General features: G+C 76.3%; 12 protein-coding genes. 1 reads left to right on the top strand and 11 read right to left on the bottom strand.

Features of this window, described 5'->3' with window-relative positions:
- Nucleotides 1–52 precede the first annotated feature (52 nt).
- From nudC to BMW27_RS14450, 5 genes are all read right to left on the bottom strand, one after another.
- Entirely contained in the window at nt 53–1018 is a 966-nt protein-coding gene (gene nudC / locus BMW27_RS14475) for an NAD(+) diphosphatase (protein ID WP_091445302.1), read from the bottom strand.
- Nucleotides 1015–2370, bottom strand: a complete 1356-nt coding sequence (locus BMW27_RS14470; protein WP_091445299.1) for a M16 family metallopeptidase — start codon at nt 2368–2370, stop codon at nt 1015–1017. Before BMW27_RS14470 ends, nudC begins: the two co-directional genes overlap by 4 nt.
- A 73-nt stretch (nt 2371–2443) precedes the next feature.
- The gene (locus tag BMW27_RS14465; RefSeq protein ID WP_091445297.1) at nt 2444–3754 is read right to left on the bottom strand and encodes a M16 family metallopeptidase; all 1311 of its coding nucleotides are present in this window, start codon (nt 3752–3754) and stop codon (nt 2444–2446) included.
- 167 nt (nt 3755–3921) lie between these two features.
- A complete protein-coding gene (locus BMW27_RS14460; RefSeq protein ID WP_091445295.1) occupies nt 3922–4788 on the bottom strand; it encodes a DUF2510 domain-containing protein in 867 nt (288 codons plus the stop codon).
- A 181-nt stretch (nt 4789–4969) separates the two neighbouring features.
- Nucleotides 4970–6388 carry a M20/M25/M40 family metallo-hydrolase gene (locus BMW27_RS14450; protein WP_245743587.1) on the bottom strand — a complete coding sequence of 473 codons (1419 nt, stop codon included), beginning with the start codon at nt 6386–6388 and terminating at the stop codon, nt 4970–4972.
- Between the two features lie 25 nt (nt 6389–6413).
- On the opposite strand from BMW27_RS14450, the gene BMW27_RS14445 reads away from it, so the two are divergent.
- Nucleotides 6414–7250 (top strand): alpha/beta fold hydrolase, encoded by an 837-nt coding sequence (locus tag BMW27_RS14445; RefSeq protein WP_091445289.1) that lies wholly within the window; start codon nt 6414–6416, stop codon nt 7248–7250.
- A 77-nt stretch (nt 7251–7327) separates the two neighbouring features.
- Here BMW27_RS14445 and BMW27_RS14440 read toward each other — a convergent pair whose 3' ends face one another.
- The 6 genes from BMW27_RS14440 to BMW27_RS14415 form a co-directional block, all read right to left on the bottom strand.
- Nucleotides 7328–10693 (bottom strand): ATP-dependent helicase, encoded by a 3366-nt coding sequence (locus BMW27_RS14440; RefSeq protein WP_091445287.1) that lies wholly within the window; start codon nt 10691–10693, stop codon nt 7328–7330.
- A gap of 73 nt (nt 10694–10766) precedes the next feature.
- Nucleotides 10767–13955, bottom strand: coding sequence for an ATP-dependent helicase (locus BMW27_RS14435; RefSeq protein ID WP_217638158.1), 3189 nt, complete (start codon nt 13953–13955; stop codon nt 10767–10769).
- Nucleotides 13956–14109: 154 nt separating this feature from the next.
- Nucleotides 14110–14433 carry an MGMT family protein gene (locus tag BMW27_RS14430; RefSeq protein WP_245743585.1) on the bottom strand — a complete coding sequence of 108 codons (324 nt, stop codon included), beginning with the start codon at nt 14431–14433 and terminating at the stop codon, nt 14110–14112.
- Between the two features lie 156 nt (nt 14434–14589).
- Complete coding sequence (locus BMW27_RS14425; RefSeq protein WP_091445283.1) at nt 14590–15174, bottom strand: TIGR03086 family metal-binding protein; 585 nt, start codon at nt 15172–15174, stop codon at nt 14590–14592.
- 144 nt (nt 15175–15318) lie between these two features.
- Complete coding sequence (moeZ, locus tag BMW27_RS14420) at nt 15319–16479, bottom strand: adenylyltransferase/sulfurtransferase MoeZ (protein WP_091445281.1); 1161 nt, start codon at nt 16477–16479, stop codon at nt 15319–15321.
- Between the two features lie 117 nt (nt 16480–16596).
- Nucleotides 16597–16791 (bottom strand): hypothetical protein, encoded by a 195-nt coding sequence (locus tag BMW27_RS14415; RefSeq protein ID WP_012950235.1) that lies wholly within the window; start codon nt 16789–16791, stop codon nt 16597–16599.
- Nucleotides 16792–16820: the final 29 nt, after the last annotated feature.

Raw genomic sequence — 16820 nt, 5'->3', positions numbered from 1 at the left:
GGTGCGGAGCACCCGGGGCCCGGAGGGACGGGGGTCTCGGGAGGCCGTCGGCCTACAGCTCGCCGTCGACCCAGCGGTCGATGATGTGCCGGGCGATGGACACCGCCGGTGGCAGCGCCCGCGGGCCGGCGCCGGAGCGCAGCTCGTCGCGGGTGAACCAGCGGGCCTCCTCGATCTCGGTGGGGTCCAGGTGCAGCGTCGGGTCGCCCTCGACCCGGGCGGTGTAGCCCAGCATCAGCGACTGCGGGAACGGCCACGGCTGGCTGCCCACGTAGCGGATGTCGGTGACCTGCACGCCGACCTCCTCGGCGACCTCGCGGGCCACCGCCCCCTCCGCGGACTCCCCCGGCTCGACGAAACCGGCGAGGATGGAGAAGCGGCCCGGCGGCCACACCGCCTGGCGGCCGAGCACGCACCGGTCGCCGCCGTCGTGGACCAGCATGATCACCGCCGGGTCGGTGCGGGGGAACAGCTCCGCGCCGGTCTCCGGGTCCCGTTGCACCCAGCCGGCCCGCTCGATCGTCGTCCGCGCGCCGGACAGCGGGCTGAACCGGTGCCGCTCGTGCCACTCGACCATGGCGACCGCCTCGGCGAGCAGGCCGGCGTCGAGGTCGTCGAGGTCGGCTCCGAGGTCGCGCAGGCCGGCCCAGGTGTCCGCCGGGCGGCCGCCGACGGTCAGCCGCCGGTCGCCGCGGACGGCGGCGTAGGGCACGCCGTCGGCCTCACCCAGGTAGATCGCGCCCTCGGGCAGCGCGGTCCGCTCCTCCCACAGCAGCCGCGGCCGGCCCCCGTCCTCCTCGACGGGCACGGTGCGCCGCTCGTCGACCGTGAGCACCCGCACCGGGCGGCCGCCGGTCGGGTCGGGCAGCAGGCGGGCCAGGTGGCTGCGGTCGTGCGCGGACCGGGACAGCACCGGTACCGCGCCGACCGGCGAGGGGCTGCTCTCCGGCCACGCGACGCCGTCGCCGGACGGCGTCGGGTTGTCGGCCGGGCTGCTGCCGCCGTCCGGGACGCTCATGCCTGGTCCGCCCGGGAGACGACCTCGACCGGTCCGAACGTCCGCAGCGGGTCGGCGACCTGCCCCGCGTCGCCGACGACGACGGCGGTCAGCGCGGCCGGCTGCAGGACGCGGCGGGCCGCCTCCTGCACCTCCTCGACCGTGACCCCGGCCAGCGCCTGCTGGTGCTCGGCCAGCCACTGCGGCGGCAGGCCCGAACCGGTGATCGCGGAGAGCGTGCTGGCCAGCCCCGCGTGCGTGGCGGTGGACAGCGCCATGCTGCCGAGGACGTAGCGGCGGGCGGCGTCCAGCTCCTCCTCTGTCACCGGCGCCAGCGCCATGCGGCCCAGCTCGTACCAGGTCTCGAGGAACGCCGGTCCGGTGACCTCGGTGGCGACGTCGGCCTCGACCATGAACGAGGAGGCGGCGGCCAGGTGGTCGACCGAGCTGCGCGGGCTGTAGCTGTAGCCGCGCCGCTCGCGGATGTTCTCCACCAGGCGGGAGGAGAAGTAGCCGCCGTAGACCATGTTGGCCAGCCGCACGGCGGGCAGGTCGGGGTCGGTGCGGCTGGGCGCGGGGCCGCCCAGGCGCAGGTTCGACTGCACCGCTCCGGGCCGGTCGACCACCTGCAGCGCCCCGGGTGCCGGCTGCGGCACCGGCGGGGCGGCGACCGCCGTCCCCTCGCCGGTCCAGCCGGCCAGCGCGGTGCCGACGGCGTCGACGGCCGCGGCCGGGTCGAGGTCGCCGACCAGCACCAGGGTGCTGCCGGCGGGGAGCACCCGCTCCCGGTGCAGCTTGCGCAGCGCCTGGCTGCGGACCGCGTCCACCAGCTCGACGGCGGGCAGCTGCTCGGCGTAGGGGTGGGCGCCGTAGCGGCGGGCGGCCAGCGCGGTGCGCGCGATGATGCCGGGCTGGGAGCGGGCGATGGAGATCCGCTCGGCGACGCGCGCGCGCTCGGCCTCCACCCGGTCGGCCGGGTACGTCGCGTCGGTCAGCACCTCGGCCAGCACACCCAGCACGGGGGTGAGCCCCTCGGCGAGCAACGTGGTGGCGAACAGCAGCCGGTCGGGGTCGGTGGAGACCGACAGCTCGCCGCCGTGGGCCTGCACGGCCTCGGCGATGCCGGTGGCGTCGTGCTCTCCGGTGCCCAGCAGGACGGCACCGGAGAGCACCGAGGCGCGGGCGGTGTGCTGCGCGGCGGTGCGGGCGGTCGCCGCCGCGAAGGGCACCCGCAGTCGCAGCTCGACGAGCGGGACGCCCGGCCGCGGGACGACGACCAGCCGGAGACCGTTGGGCAGCGTCTCCTCGGTGACGGCCAGCTCGGGTTGCGGCCGGGGCTCACCCAGCGGCGGGACCAGCACGGGCGCGCTCACGAGCCCTCCTGGCTGGCGCTCGTCGGCCGCGTTCGCGGCGCTGCTGTGTTCACGGATGAGCTCGCGAGCTCGCTCATCGACGTCCCCCCGTGGCCCGCAGCTCCAGGACCGCGACGGTGCCGGGGTCCAGCCCCCGGGCGGCGGCCTGCACCCGTTCGGGGCCGACGGCGGCCAGCCGGGCGGCGAGCTCGCCGGCCAGCTCGGCGCGGCCGTGGACCAGCTCCGCGGTGGCGAAGGCCAGGGTGCGGCCGAGCACCGAGTCGGCCTGGCGCAGCAGCTGGGCCTCGGTGCGCGCCTGCACGCGGGCCAGCTCGTCGGCGCCGACGCCGTCCTGGGCGATCCGGTCGATCTCCTCGTGCACCGCGGTGACGACCTTCTCGACCGGGACCGACGCCGGGTGGTGCACCTGGGTGGTGAGCAGCGTGGCGTCCCGGACGTCGAACGGGTCCCCGAACAGGCCCACGTAGCTGCTCTGCGCGATGGCCAGCTGGTCGTCGTGGACCAGCCGGCGCTCCAGCCGGGAGGCGTCGCCCTCGCTGAGCAGCTCGGCGAGCAGCACCGTGCCGAGGTAGGTGTCGAGGTCGCCGACCGGGTCCGGGACGCGCCAGCCGAGGGCGACCGCGGGCGCCGGGGCCAGCGGGTCCTCGACCACGCCGGAGCGCACGCTCGTCGGCGACGGCTCGCCGGTGGGCGGGGTCGGCGGCACCTCGCGGGCGGCGATCGGTCCGAACCAGCGGCGCACCAGCTGCTCGGTCTCCTCGACGTCGAGGTCGCCGCCCAGGCACAGGACGGCGTTGCCCGGCGCGTAGTAGCGGTGGAAGAAGTCCGTGGCGTCGTCGACGGTCGAGGACTCCAGGTCGACGAAGGAGCCGTAGCCGTCGTGGGTGTTGGCGAAGCTCTCGAAGGCGATCGCGGGCAGCTGCAGCCACGGGAAGGCGCCGTACGGGCGGTTGAGCACGTTGACCCGGATCTCCTCCTTCACCACGTCGATCTGGTTGCGGAGGTTCTCCTCGGTGATGGCCGGCGCCGCCATGCGGTCGGCCTCGAGGAAGAGGGCGCGCTCGAGGGCCTCGGCGGGGAGGGCCTCGTAGTAGTTCGTGTAGTCCTGGTGGGTGGAGCCGTTGAAGGTGCCGCCCGCGGCCTGGACCAGGCGGGCGTGCTCCATCTTCGGGACGTTGGCCGAGCCCTGGAACATCAGGTGCTCGAAGAGGTGGGCGAAACCGGTGCGGCCCTGGGGCTCGTTGCGCATCCCGACGTCGTAGGAGACGGTCACGGCGACCACCGGGACGCTGCGGTCCGGCGCCAGCACGACGCGCAGCCCGTTCTCCAGTCGGAAACGCTGCACCGGGTGCCGGAGGGTGAGGTCGGCCCCAGCTGCAGTCACGTGCCCGACCCTAACCGCGCCCGGGGACGGCCGCCCCGGACGGCAGGCCTGCGACCGCCGTTCCCGGCAGGTGCCTCGCCGGCCGGGCGGGCGCTTGCGGTCGCCGACACACGCGGACACGCCGCGCCGACCGACCGCGATCGCGTTCTCAAGGTCCTGGGCCGGTGTCACAGCACGTCGACGCCCTCGACCACCCGGTCGATGACCCCGTACAGCTCCGCGTGGGTGTTGGGGACGGAGATGTACAGCAGTGCGGGGGCCGGGCGACCGACGTCGACGATCAGCAGGGCGACCCGCTCCGCCGACGCCTCGTAGCCGTCCACGTCCCAGGACAGGTCGAACTCGAGCAGGTGCGCGGGGACGCCGTCGACGGTCCGGGCCTCGTCGCGCAGGACCTCCTGCTCGTTGGGGATCGGGTAGTAGTGCAGGCGCACGCTGTCGGCGACCCGGGCGAGGGCCGGCTGCAGACCGCCCGCCCCGGGGTGGAGGCCCGGCGACAGCGGACCGGAGGTGCACTGGGCGATGAACAGACCGCCGTCCGGTGTCACGTCCTGCGTGACGAGGTACTGCCCGGCCACCGACGTCGTCTCGACCATGTCCTGCAGGTCGTACTCGAGCCAGCCCTGGCCGAGGTAGGGGTAGGCGATGCCGGCGGCCTCGTCGACGATCCGCACGGTGTCGGGCGGGAACGGCGAACCGCTCGGCGGGGGCGGTGCGGCGGCGCCCCGGTCGTCGTCCGGTCCGCTGGGCCGGCCGACGAGGAAGCCGATGAGGACGACCAGCACCAGCCCGAGGACCGACAGCCCGACCACCCAGGCGGTGCGCTGCGGCGGCCGTCCCGGCCCGGGCGGCGGACCCTGCGCGGGCGCCACGGGCGCCGGGGCCGGCGGTGCGACCGGCGCCTGCACGGCCACGCCGGGACCGGCCGGGGTGGTGACGTCGGACCAGCCGGCGCCGCTCCACCAGCGCACCACCCCCGGCGTGCCGTCGGGGTCGGGGTACCAGCCCGGCGGCGCGCTCGACTGACCGGTCACGGCGTCACCCTAGGACCGCCGCCTGCGAGCTCCGGTCACCGACGGTCGGCGGCGTCGTCCCGCCAGGGGACCGGCTCCCGCAGCTCGTCCTCCCCGCCGCCGCGCACCCCGGGGACGGCCGGCGTGCCGGTGTCGTCCCAGGTCCGGTGGTGGCCGGACCACCCGCCGTGGTCCGACCCGGTCAGCGCGGGCGCAGCGGCACGGTCGCGAGCTCCCGCCACAGGTGCGCGGCGGCCTCGGCCCCGCGGTACAGCATCGGCAGCAGCACCCGCTCGTTCGGTGAGTGGATGCGGTCGGTGGGCAGCCCCGCGCCGAGGAACACCAGCGGCGCACCGAGGACGTCGACCAGGTCGGCCTCCGGTCCGCTGCCGCCCTCGCGGGTGGACAGGACGTCGGCGGGGTCGCGGTCGAAGGCCTGCCCGATCGCGGTGAGCAGGGCGGCCATCGCGGGGGAGTCCAGGTCGCTGGCGCACGGCGAGACGCCGCCGGCCGGGACGTGCACGTCGGCCTGGATGCCCGCCGGCAGGTTCGCTGCCACCCAGCCGCGCACCTGCTCGGCGAGATCGGCAGGGCGCTGGTCGGCGACCAGCCGGAAGGTGATCTTGGCGTGCGCCTCGGCCGGGATGATCGTCTTGTGCCCGGGGCCGGTGTAGCCACCCCACATGCCGTTGACCTCGGCGGTGGGCCGGGCGCCGATCCGCTCCAGGGTGGTGAAGCCGTCCTCCCCGGTGGCGAGCCGGGAGGCGGCGGGACCGGTCAGCCAGGCCTGCTCGTCGAAGGGCACGCGGGCCATGAGGTCGCGCTCCCGGTCGGTGAGCGGGCGGACCCGGTCGTAGAAGCCGGGCAGGGTGACCCGCCCGTGGGCGTCGTGCAGGCTCGCCAGCAGGGTCGCCATGGCGTGCAGTGGGTTGGGGACGCCGCCGCCGAAGGAGCCCGAGTGCAGGTCGACGGCGGGCCCGCGCAGGGTGATCTCGGCGTCGGCCAGGCCGCGCATCGCCACGACGGCGCTGGGGACGTCGGGGGCGGCCATCCCGGTGTCGCTGACCACCACGACGTTGCAGCGCAGCCGCTCGGCCCGCTCCCGGAGCAGGGCTGCGAAGTGCGGTGAGCCGGACTCCTCCTCGCCCTCGACCAGCACCTTGACGGTCACCGCGGGGGTCTCGCGGCCGGCGGCGGCCAGGTGTGCACGCATGCCGAGCAGGTGCATCGCGACGTTGCCCTTGTCGTCGATGGCGCCGCGGGCGTGCAGCTCCGGGCCGTCGGGGCCCTCGACGCGGGCGGGCTCGAACGGCGGGTGCTCCCACAGCTCCAGCGGGTCGACCGGCTGGACGTCGTGGTGCCCGTAGACCAGGGCCACCGGCGCGCCGTCGTCCGCCGACGGCCACTCGGCGTAGACGGCGGGGGCGCCGGCGGTCTCCCACACCTCCACGACGGGGAAGCCGGTGCGGCGCAGCGCGGCGGCCAGCCACTCGGCGCTGGCGGCGACGTCGGGCGCGTGCGCGGGGTCGGCGGAGATCGACGGGATCCGCAACCAGGCGTCGAGATCGGCGTGCAGGTCGTCGAGGTGCGCGCTGACGAAGTCGCGTTCCGGGCTGCTCACGACTCCCGACGGTAGCGTCGCGACCATGTCGGGACAGCTCCTGCGCGTGGACGTCGGCGACCTCACCTTCGACGTCCGGGCCGACGGGCCGGACGACGGCCGGCCGGTGCTGCTGCTGCACGGCTTCCCGGAGACGTCGGCGTCGTGGGCGGCGGTGACCCCGCAGCTGGCCGAGGCGGGACTGCGCACCTACGCCGTCGACCAGCTCGGCTACTCCCCCGGCGCGCGGCCGGCCGAGGTCGAGGCCTACGCGCTGACCAACCTGGCGCAGGTGACCGCCGACCTGATGACGGCGATGGACGTGCCGGTGGCCGACGTCGTCGGGCACGACTGGGGCGCCAACGTGGCCTGGGCGCTGGCCGCCTGGCACGAGGACCGGGTGCGCTCGCTGACCGCGGTCTCGGTGCCGCACCCGACGGCGTTCACCACGGCGTGGCGCTCGGACCCCGAGCAGCAGGAGCGGTCGGCCTACATCCGCCTCTTCTGGCAGCAGGGCAAGGCCGAGGAGGTGCTGCTCGCCGACGACGCCCGGCGGCTGCGGCGGATGTTCGGGGACGCCGTCCCGGCCGAGGCCGTCGACGAGTACGTGGCCGTGCTCTCGGCGCCGGGCGCGCTGACCGCCGCGCTCAACTGGTACCGCGCGATGAGCTCGTCCACCCCGGTCGACGACGTCCCGGTGCCGACCACCTACGTGTGGAGCGACGGGGACGTCGCCATCGGGCGGCGGGCCGCGGAGGGCTGCGCCGAGCACGTCGCCGGCGACTACCGGTTCGTGGAGCTGACCCGGGTGAGCCACTGGATCCCCGAGGAGGCCCCCGAGCAGCTGACGATCGCGATCCTGGACCGCATCGCCTCCACCTGAGAGGACCCAGGAGGACCCGTCCTCCCCACCGCCCGCAGGCTCGCGGCGGTGCCCTGGACGGGGCCGCACCGCGTGGGTCAGTACTCCTCCGGCTCGGGCTCGGCGGGGAGGTCGTCGCTCCGCCCGGTGACCAGGGCGAGCAGGCCGGCCTCGTCGAGCAGGTCGACCGGGCGCACGGTGACGCTGGCGGCGACGTGGTGGAACCCGGCGCTGACCCGTTCGACCGGGACGCCGGTCAGCCGTGACCAGCCCAGCCGGTACGCGGCCAGCTGCACCGCCGCGGCGGCGAGCTCCGCGCCCGCCGGCGGCGGGCCGGTCTTCCAGTCGACGACCTCGAAGCCACCACTGCCGTCGTCGAAGACCGCGTCGATGCGCCCCCGCAGGGTGAGCGGGCCCAGGGGCGTCTCGAAGGGCACCTCGACCTCGACGGGCTGCCGGTCGGCCCAGGGGCTGGCGAGGAACGCCTCCTGCAACGCGCTCAGCGCGCCGTCGGGGGCCGCGGACTCGTCGCCGGAGCCGGGCAGCTCGTCGAGGTCGAGCAGCCGGGCGACGCTGAAGCGCTCCTCCAGCCAGGCGTGGAAGGCGGTGCCGCGGCGGGCCAGCGGCGCGGGCGCGGCGGGCATCGGCCGGCGCAGCCGCCGGGCGAGCTCGGCCGGGTCGCGGCGCAACGTGACCAGCTCGGACACCGACAGGTGGCTGGGCAGCGGCACCTCGACGGTCGGTCGGGCGGTCCGTCGTCGCTCGCGCAGCAGCAGGTCGGCGTCGCGCACCCACCGCTCCACCTCCGGGTCGCCGGTGCCGAGGACGGCGGCGGCCTCCAGCGGGTGCGGCGCGGCACCGGCCACCAGCTCGGCGGCGGCGGTGAGCGCCCGGCGGCGCGGTGGCGAGAGCGGGTCGGCCGGCCACACGCCCACCGGCCACTCCTCCAGCGCCGGGTTGGGAGCGCCCTCCTCGGGGCGTTCGGCCCACGCGACGACGACGCCGGCACCGGCGGAGCACGCGCGGCGGACGGTGTCGAGCAGCACCGACGGGCCGTTCGGCTTCACGCCCTCGCGCCACCAGCTGCCCGAGCACAGCAGCAGGTGCTTGGCGCGGGTGACCGCCACGTAGCCCAGCCGGATCTCCTCGGCCTCGCCGAAGCCCTTCCACTCCTCGACGTAGTCCTCGAGCGCGGCGCGCACCGCGGCCTGGTCGCCGGAGCCGGGCACCGGCAGGCGCAGCTGCGGCAGCTCCTGGCGATCGGTGGTGCGCAGGTCGACCGGGACGGCGCCGGGGTCCTTGACCCACGAGTCGCTGGTGTCGGTGCGGGAGGGGAACTGGTCGGCGGTCATGCCCGGCACGGCGACGACGTCCCACTCCAGGCCCTTGGCCGAGTGGCCGGTGAGCAGCTGGATCGACTCCGGGTCGACCGCGACCTCGCCGGGCTCGAGGCCACGCTCGCGCTCCTCGGCGTCGCGCAGGTAGCCGAGGAAGGCCGGCAGCGAGGGCAGCTCGGCCAGCTCGGTGAACTCCGCGGCGACCGCGTGCAGCGCGTCGAGGTGCGCCCGCGCCGCGCCTGGGCTCACGCCGGGAGCGCTGGCCAGCTCGGTCTCCAGGCCGAGCACCCGCACGACGTCGTCGACCATGTCGGGCAGCGGCTCCCCCAGCCGGCCGCGCAGGTGCGCCAGCTCCGTGGCCAGCCGGCGCAGCCGTCGGTAGGCCGCGGGCGAGAAGGCCGACGGGTCCCCCAGGTCGTCGAGCGCCTCGACGATGCTGCCGCGCTCGGACGGGCGGGCAGCGGTGTCGTCGTCGTCCTCGCGGGCCGGACGACGGGCGTGCACCAGCGCGCGGGCGCGGGACTCGAGCGCGGCGAGGTCGCGGGGGCCGATCCGCCAGCGGGCGCCGGTGAGCAGCCGGCCCATCGCGTCGCCGGCGGTGGGGTCGACCAGCACGGTCAGCGTCGCGACGACGTCGGAGACCTCGGGCACCTCCAGCAGCCCGCCCAGGCCGACGACGGTCACCGGCAGGCCGCGGGCGCGCAGCGCAGCGGCGATGCCGGGCAGCTGCTTGCGGGTGCGCACCAGCACCGCCGTGGTCGGGGACCGCCCGTCGGCGCGCGGCGGCAGCGCCGGGTCCTCGCCGCGCCAGCAGGCGGCCAGCCGGTCGGCGAGCGCCTCGGTCTCCTCCGCCACGGTCGGGTAGAGGCCGGCGGTGACCAGCCCGTGGCCGGCGCCGGGCGCCGGCGCGAGGTCGGGCAGCGGAACCTCGGGCGCCGGCAGCAGCCCGGCGACGTCGTTGGCGACGGTGAGCACCGCGCCGTCGTTGCGCCAGCTGGTGGCCAGGGTGAGCCGCTGCGCCTCCCGGCCGCGGACGCCGGGGAAGGTGCGGGAGAAGCGCTCGATCGTCCCCGCCGACGCGCCGCGCCAGCCGTAGATCGACTGCCGCGGGTCCCCGACGGCGAGCACCGCGTGCCCGGTGGTGCGGCCGAACAGCGCCTCGAGCATCCGCAGCTGACCGACGCTGGTGTCCTGGTACTCGTCGAGCAGCACGATCCGCCAGCGGGCCCGCTCGCGGCGGCCGACCTCGGGCGCGCTGACGGCGATCCGCGCGGCCAGCGCCACCTGGTCGGAGTGGTCGATCGCCCCGGCGGCCCGCTTGCGCGCCTCGAACGCCTCGACCAGCGGCAGCAGCGCCACGCGGGCGCGCTGGCGGGCCAGCATGTCGAGCACCGGCTTGTAGGGGCCGCGCTTGCCCTTCGCATCGGGGTAGCCGGCGATCCGCCGCTCCAGCTGCGCGGTCCACGCGCGCAGCCGGTCGGCGGTGATGTCGTGCTCGCCGAGCTCGCCGGCCAGCGCCAGCACGTCCTCGACGGTGGTCAGCGGGGTGAGCTGGACGTCATCCATGTCGCCGGTCCAGCCGGACACGACGGACGCCGCCTGCCCCCAGCACATCGCCGGGCCCAGCACGCCGGCACCGGGCTCGACGCCGATCCGCAGCCCGTGCTCGCTGACCAGCGAGGCGGCGTAGCCGTGGTAGGTCGACACCGTCGGCATCGCGACGGCCAGCCGCTCCCGCAGGTCCGGATCGGTCCCCGGGTGCCGGGACAGCGCGCCCAGCCGGATCCGGATGCGCTCGTTGAGCTCGCTGGCCGCCTTGCGGGTGAAGGTCAGCCCCAGGATCGCGTCGGGGGCGACCAGCTCGTTGGCCACCAGCCAGCAGACGCGGGCGGCCATCGTCTCGGTCTTGCCCGACCCGGCCCCGGCGACGACGACCAGCGGCCGGTCGGCCGGCGCCGACACCACCCGCGCCTGCTCGTCGGAGGGCGCGTAGGCCAGTCCGCAGCGCGCGGCGACCTCGGCCGGGGTGAGCAGCCGGCGCGCCCGCACCGGCTCGGGCGCGGCACCGAAGAGAGCGTCGTCGAAGGAGAGCTGGGCCTCCGGCGGCGTGGGCGTACGCCGACTCACGAGTCCTCCTCGCCGGCGCCCGTCGGCCGCGTTCCCGCGGTTGCCGTGCCCGTGCGTGCGCTCGCGAGCCCGCTCACGACGTCACCTGCCGGCCGCGCTCGTGCAGCGGGCAGCTGCGCCGGGCCGGGCACCGGGAGCAGTGGCTGCCGGTGCGCACCTCGAAGGTGCCCGCGCCCATGCCGTCGCCGACCTGCGCCACCAGCTCCCCGGCCCAGGTCTCCCCCACCGGGACGCCGGGGGGCAGCGGGCCCTGTGCCTGCTCCTTGGCCTTGCTCCCGGTGCCCACCTGCAGCAGCGCCGCTCCGCCCGGTGCGTCGCCGTGCTCGCCGAACGCGCCGGCGGCGACGGCCACCTGGTAGGCGGCCAGCTGCCCGTGGGTGTCGATGTCGCGCGCGGCGGTGCGCCCGGTCTTGAGGTCGACCACGACCAGCCGGCCGGCGCCGTCGCGCTCGAGCCGGTCGACCTGGCCGCGGATGCGGGCCCGCCCCACGGTGACGTCGAAGTCGGCCTCGGCGGCGAGCAGCTCACGGCCGTTGGCGGCGTGCCAGCGCAGGAACCGGTCGAGCATGTCGCGGGCGGCGATCCGCTGCCGCTGGTCGGCCCAGCCGGGGCCGAGGTCGAGCTGGTCGAGCTCCGCGGCCAGCGCGGCGGGTGCCTCGGCGGCGGGCAGCCCCTCGGCCACCTGCTGCGCGACGGCGTGCACCGCCGAGCCGACGGTGCGGGTCGCGTCGGGCGAGGCCTCGGCGCCGACCGCGCCGAGCACCCACTTCAGCGGGCAGCGCTGGAAGGTCTCGATCGCCGACGGGCGCACCCGCACCGCCTCGCCGTCGGGCACCAGCGGAGCGTCGTCGGACAGCGGCGCCAGGCCCCACCAGTCGGCCGGGGAGGCGCCGGGCACGCCCTCGTCGGCCAGCCGGCGCAGCACTGCGGCCGCGGCGGACCGGCGGGCCGGCTCGGTCTGCGGGTCGCTGACCGCCCGCCGCAGCTCGGCGACCAGCGCGGGCAGGGTGAGCGAACGCGGCAGCGGCGTCAGCGGCCGTCCGTCGTCGGGCGGGGGGACGACGAGGTCGAGGAACCGGGAGGCCGTGGCGCCGGCGTCGGGTCCGTCCAGGGCGCCCTCGACGGCGGTGACCACCAGCCGCCGGCGGGCGCGGGTGCACGCGACGTAGAACAGCCGCCGCTCCTCGGCCAGCATCTGCACGCGCCGGTCGAGGACGGCGCCGTCGATGCCCGCCACCCGCTCGACCAGCAGCTCGGTGCCCAGCAGCGTGCCGCGGTCGCGCAGGTCGGGCCAGATGCCCTCCTGCACGCCGGCCACGCAGACGACGTCCCACTCCAGGCCCTTGGACGCGTGCGCGGTGAGCAGCCGGACGGCGTCGGTCGCCGACTCCCGGCCCGCGTCGCTGACCCCGGGCAGCTCCTGCGCCGACAGGTGCTCGACGAACGCGCCGACGGTGGCCGAGGGCAGCCGGTCGACGAAGCCGGCCGCGGCGTCGAAGAGCGCGACGACCGCGTCGAGGTCGCGGTCGGCGACCGCTCCGGCCGCCCCGCCGGCGGCGCTGGCCCGCGCCCACCGGGCGGCCAGGCCACTGCGCTGCCACATCGCCCAGAGCACGTCCTCCGCGGACCCGTCGAGGGCCAGCGCCACCCGGCCGGCGGCCAGCACGTCCGCGACCCGGCGCGCGGGTCGGGCGACGGCGTCGGGCAGCTCCTCGAGCAACCCCTCGTCGGTGAGCGCGGTGGCCAGCGGCGCGCCCCGCTCGTCGGCATCGACCCCGCGCTGGGCCTGGGCGATCCGCACGGCACGGCGCAGCCGGCGCAGGTCCAGCACGGTCGCGCCGCCCAGCGCGGAGGTGAGCAACGCCTCGGCGCCGGGCTCGTCGAGGGCCAGGGTGCCCGGCTCGGCGCCCGGCGGCGGCAGCAGGGCGCCGAGCGCGGCCAGCAGCGGGGCGACGGCCGGCTGTGCGGCGAGCGGCAGGTCGTCGGTGCCGACCTCGACCGGGACGCCGGCCGAGGTGAGCGCCCGCCGCAGCGGCCCGACGGCCAGCGCGGTGCGCACGACGACGGCCATCCCCGACCACGGGACGCCGTCGACCAGGTGCGCGCGGCGCAGGGTGTCGGCGACGTAGGCGGCCTCCACCGACGCCGAGCCGAACACGTGCACCTCGGCGCTGCCCTCCTCGGCGCCCCCGACGGCGGTCAGCCGGCGGTGCTCCCAGGGACCGGGCAGCGCCTCGGCGACCCTCCGGCTGACCTCCAGCAACGCGGGGCCCGAGCGCCGGCACACGCCCAGCGACAGCCGCGGTGCGGGCCGGCCGCTCACGGTGCGGAACCGCTCGGGGAACTCGACGATGCCGCGCGGCTCGGCGCCGCGGAAGGTGTAGACGGCCTGGTCGGGGTCGCCGACGACGACCAGGTCGGCCCCGCCACCGGCGAGCAGCTGCAGCAGTTCCACCTGCGCCGGGTCGGTGTCCTGGTACTCGTCGACGAACAGCCAACGGGCCCGCTCGCGCTCGGCGCGCAGCAGCGCCGGGTCGTCCTCGAGCTCGGCGATCGCGGCCCGGACCAGCTCGGCGGGGTCGTAGCCCGACGCGTCACCGCCGCCGGCGGTGGAGAAGGCGGTGACCGCCTCGTACTGCTCCTGGAAGGCCGCGGCGTGCAGCCACGCCTCGTTGCCGGTCTCCCGGCTCCAGGCGGCCAGCAGCTCCGGGTCGACCCCCCGCTCGGTGGCCCGCAGCAGCAGCTCGCGCAGTTCGCCGCGGAAACCGGCGGTGGTCAGCGCCGGCAGCAGCGACTCCGGCCACCGCACCGCGCCCTCCCCGGCCAGGTCACCGCGCAGCAGCTCGGCGACGAGGGCGTCCTGCTCGGCGGCGGTGAGCAGCCGCGGGGGCGCCTCCCCGCGCAGCAGCGCCGCCCGGCGCAGCACGCCGTAGGCGTAGGAGTGGAAGGTGCGGGCCAGCGGCTCGCGGATGGTGCGCGCCACCCGCGCGGTGACGCGGTCGCGCAGCTCGGCCGCGGCGCGGCGGCTGAAGGTCAGGACGAGGATCTGCTCGGGGTCGACGCCGTGGTCGATCCGCGCGGCGACCGCCTCGACGATCGTCGTCGTCTTGCCCGTGCCGGGGCCGGCGAGCACCAGCAGCGGGCCGCCCGGGTGGTCGACGACGGCCTGCTGGGTGGGGTCGAGCCGGGGCGCTGGCGCCGGCACCGCGGCCGGCTGCAACAGGCGGTAGATCGGCGTCGACTCGTCCCCCCGCAGTGCCACACCCCGATGACACCACGAGCGTCCGACGTTCTCGGAGGGTCGGGCACCCGGCGCGGCGCGGCTCTCGTCGAGCGGCACGCCGACGCACCAGGGGACCGGCACCGCGCCGGCGGTGCGGTCCCCGGCCCCGGCAGGACCGCTGCCTCCGGCCGGCTCAGGGCCAGCCGACGGCGGCCAGGTCGACCCGGCCGTTGCGCGCCGGCACGCCCTCGGCGGCCAGCAGCCCGAGCTGCTCGACCCGGACCGCCTCGGCGGCCGAGCCGTCGGCGCGCACCACCCGGTGCCACGGCACCGCTCCCCCGCCCAGCGACAGCGCGCGGGCGACCCGCCGCGGCCCGACGCCGACCAGCCGCCCGATGGCGCCGTAGGTGCTGACCCGGCCGGCCGGGATCCGCTCGACGACGTCGAGGACGGCCTCGTCGACGTCCAGCGGCGAGGCGCCCGGGGACGGCGGTCCGCCGGGTCTCGCCGGGCTCACGGCACGCACGCCCGACCCGGGCCGGCGGACGGACCGGAGGTCTTCCGTGCCGGGGGTGGCTGGCTCGTGCAGGGGGCACCTCCTGCCGATCTCGAACAGCGGCAGCCTAGGGGCGGGGGCGACGGGCGGCGCCCCTCGATCGCGGAGCCGTTCCGGTCAGCCCCGGCGGCCGTACCGCCCCAGCAGACGGGCCTGCGGCGGAGCGGTCCGCGGCACGTCCAGCGGCGGGTCGAACAGGCCGGGCACGCCCGCCTCGGGGAGCCGGTCGGCGACGACGAGGGCCGCCGTGACCAGCGCCGGGTCCAGTTCGGTGTCGCCGTGGGTGGCCCGGGCGAGGTCCCAGGAGTGCACCGTGAGGTCGGCGGTCATCTCCTCGATGTACTCCCCGGCCGAGAGCGGCCCGCGGGACAGGTGCACGGTGTGCAGCAGCGCCCGGTCCTGCGCGAAGGCGGCCAGCGCGCCGTCGGCGGCGGACTCCCAGCCGGTCAGCGGGTCGTCTCCCAGCAGGTCGCTGGTGTCGTCGGGGAAGCGGCCGTCGATGAGGTCGAACGGCTCCCCGGCCAGCAGCGGCGGCACCCAGAGCGCCTCGGACACCAGGTGCGCGACGAGGTCGGCGACCGTCCATCCGGGCAGCGCCTCGTCGTCCCACTGCTCCGGCTCGACCGCGTCGACGCGGTCGGTGAACGCGGCCTGCGCGCGCTGGAAGAGCGCGATCAGCTCGGTCGGGGCGAAGTCGGGCATGCGGTCAGTAGACAGCGCCAGGGCCCGGTCCGCCCCGTACGGGAGAGGACCAAGCCCTGGCGACGTACTGGAACGGCAGGTGACGTACTGGAACGGCCCCGCTGCAGGGCCCCGCCGCGAGCGGCGGGGGGCAGCGGGGTCCTCTCAGTAGGTCGGCAGCGTCTTGTCGATGCGCGTCGCCCAGGCCGTCACGCCGCCCTGGACGTGGACGGCGTCGGAGAAGCCCGCGTTCTTCACCGCGGCGAGCACCTCGGCCGAACGGACGCCGGTCTTGCAGTGCAGCACGATCGGCTTGTCCTGCGGCAGCTGCGCCAGCGCCCGGCCGGAGAGGATCTCGTCCTTGGGGATGAGCGTCGCGCCGGGGATCGACACGATCTCGTACTCGTTGGGCTCCCGGACGTCGATCAGCTCGAAGTCCTTGCCGGCGTCCATCATGTCCTTGAGCTCGTCGACGGTGATCGTCGAGCCCGCGGCGGCCTGCTGGGCCTCGTCGGAGACCACACCGCAGAAGGTCTCGTAGTCGATGAGCCCGGTGATCGGCTCGCCCTCCGGGTCCTTGCGCACCTTGATGGTGCGGAAGGTCATCTCCAGGGCGTCGTAGACCATCAGCCGGCCGAGCAGCGTCTCGCCGATGCCGGTGATCAGCTTGACCGCCTCGGTGGCCTGGATGGCACCGATGGTCGCGCACAGGACGCCGAGCACGCCGCCCTCGGCGCAGCTGGGCACCATGCCGGGGGGCGGGGGCACCGGGTAGAGGTCGCGGTAGTTCGGGCCGTGCTCGTTCCAGAACACCGAGACCTGGCCGTCGAACCGGTAGATCGAGCCCCAGACGTAGGGCTTGCCCAGCAGCACGCAGGCGTCGTTGACCAGGTAGCGCGTGGCGAAGTTGTCGGTGCCGTCGACGATGAGGTCGTACTGGCTAAAGATCTCCATCACGTTGTCGCTGTCCAGCCGCGTCTGGTGCAGGCGGACGTCGACGTAGGGGTTGATCTCCGTGATGGAGTCGCGCGCGCTCTCGGCCTTGGACCGGCCCACGTCGGACCTGCCGTGGATGATCTGGCGCTGCAGGTTCGACTCGTCGACGACGTCGAACTCGACGATGCCCAGCGTCCCGACCCCGGCCGCGGCCAGGTACATCAGCACGGGCGAACCGAGGCCGCCGGCGCCGACGGCGAGCACCTTGGCGTTCTTCAGTCGCTTCTGGCCGTCCATCCCGACGTCCGGGATGATCAGGTGACGGCTGTACCGGCGGACCTCGTCGATCGTGAGATCGGCGGCGGGCTCCACCAGGGGTGGCAGGGACACGAGCTGCTCCTCAGTACTCGACAGCGGCCCAGCGCAGGCCGGCGTTCGTCGGGTCAACAGCGTGGCACGCCCGCATGATTCCCCGACCACCGGAGCCGCGTACGAGCAGCGGTGCCCTCAGCTCCTGGCGGCCAGGCGCTTGAGCGTCTGGCCCACGTAGACGACCGACAGCACGAAGAAGACGGCGCCCACCGCAGCCCTCACCTGGTCGTCGGTCAGCCCGGAGTTCCGGGCGACCGGGTCGGCCACCGCGTCGGCCAGCTTCGCGCGCCAGCCCTGCAGACCGGCCTTGCCGAACGAGATCGCGTCCATGCCGACCCCCTACCCGGGGAGGGGCGCGC

The sequence above is a fragment of the Geodermatophilus poikilotrophus genome (assembly GCF_900111455.1).
GTDB lineage: Bacteria > Actinomycetota > Actinomycetes > Mycobacteriales > Geodermatophilaceae > Geodermatophilus > Geodermatophilus poikilotrophus.
This window is presented reverse-complemented; position numbering and strand designations above follow the sequence as displayed.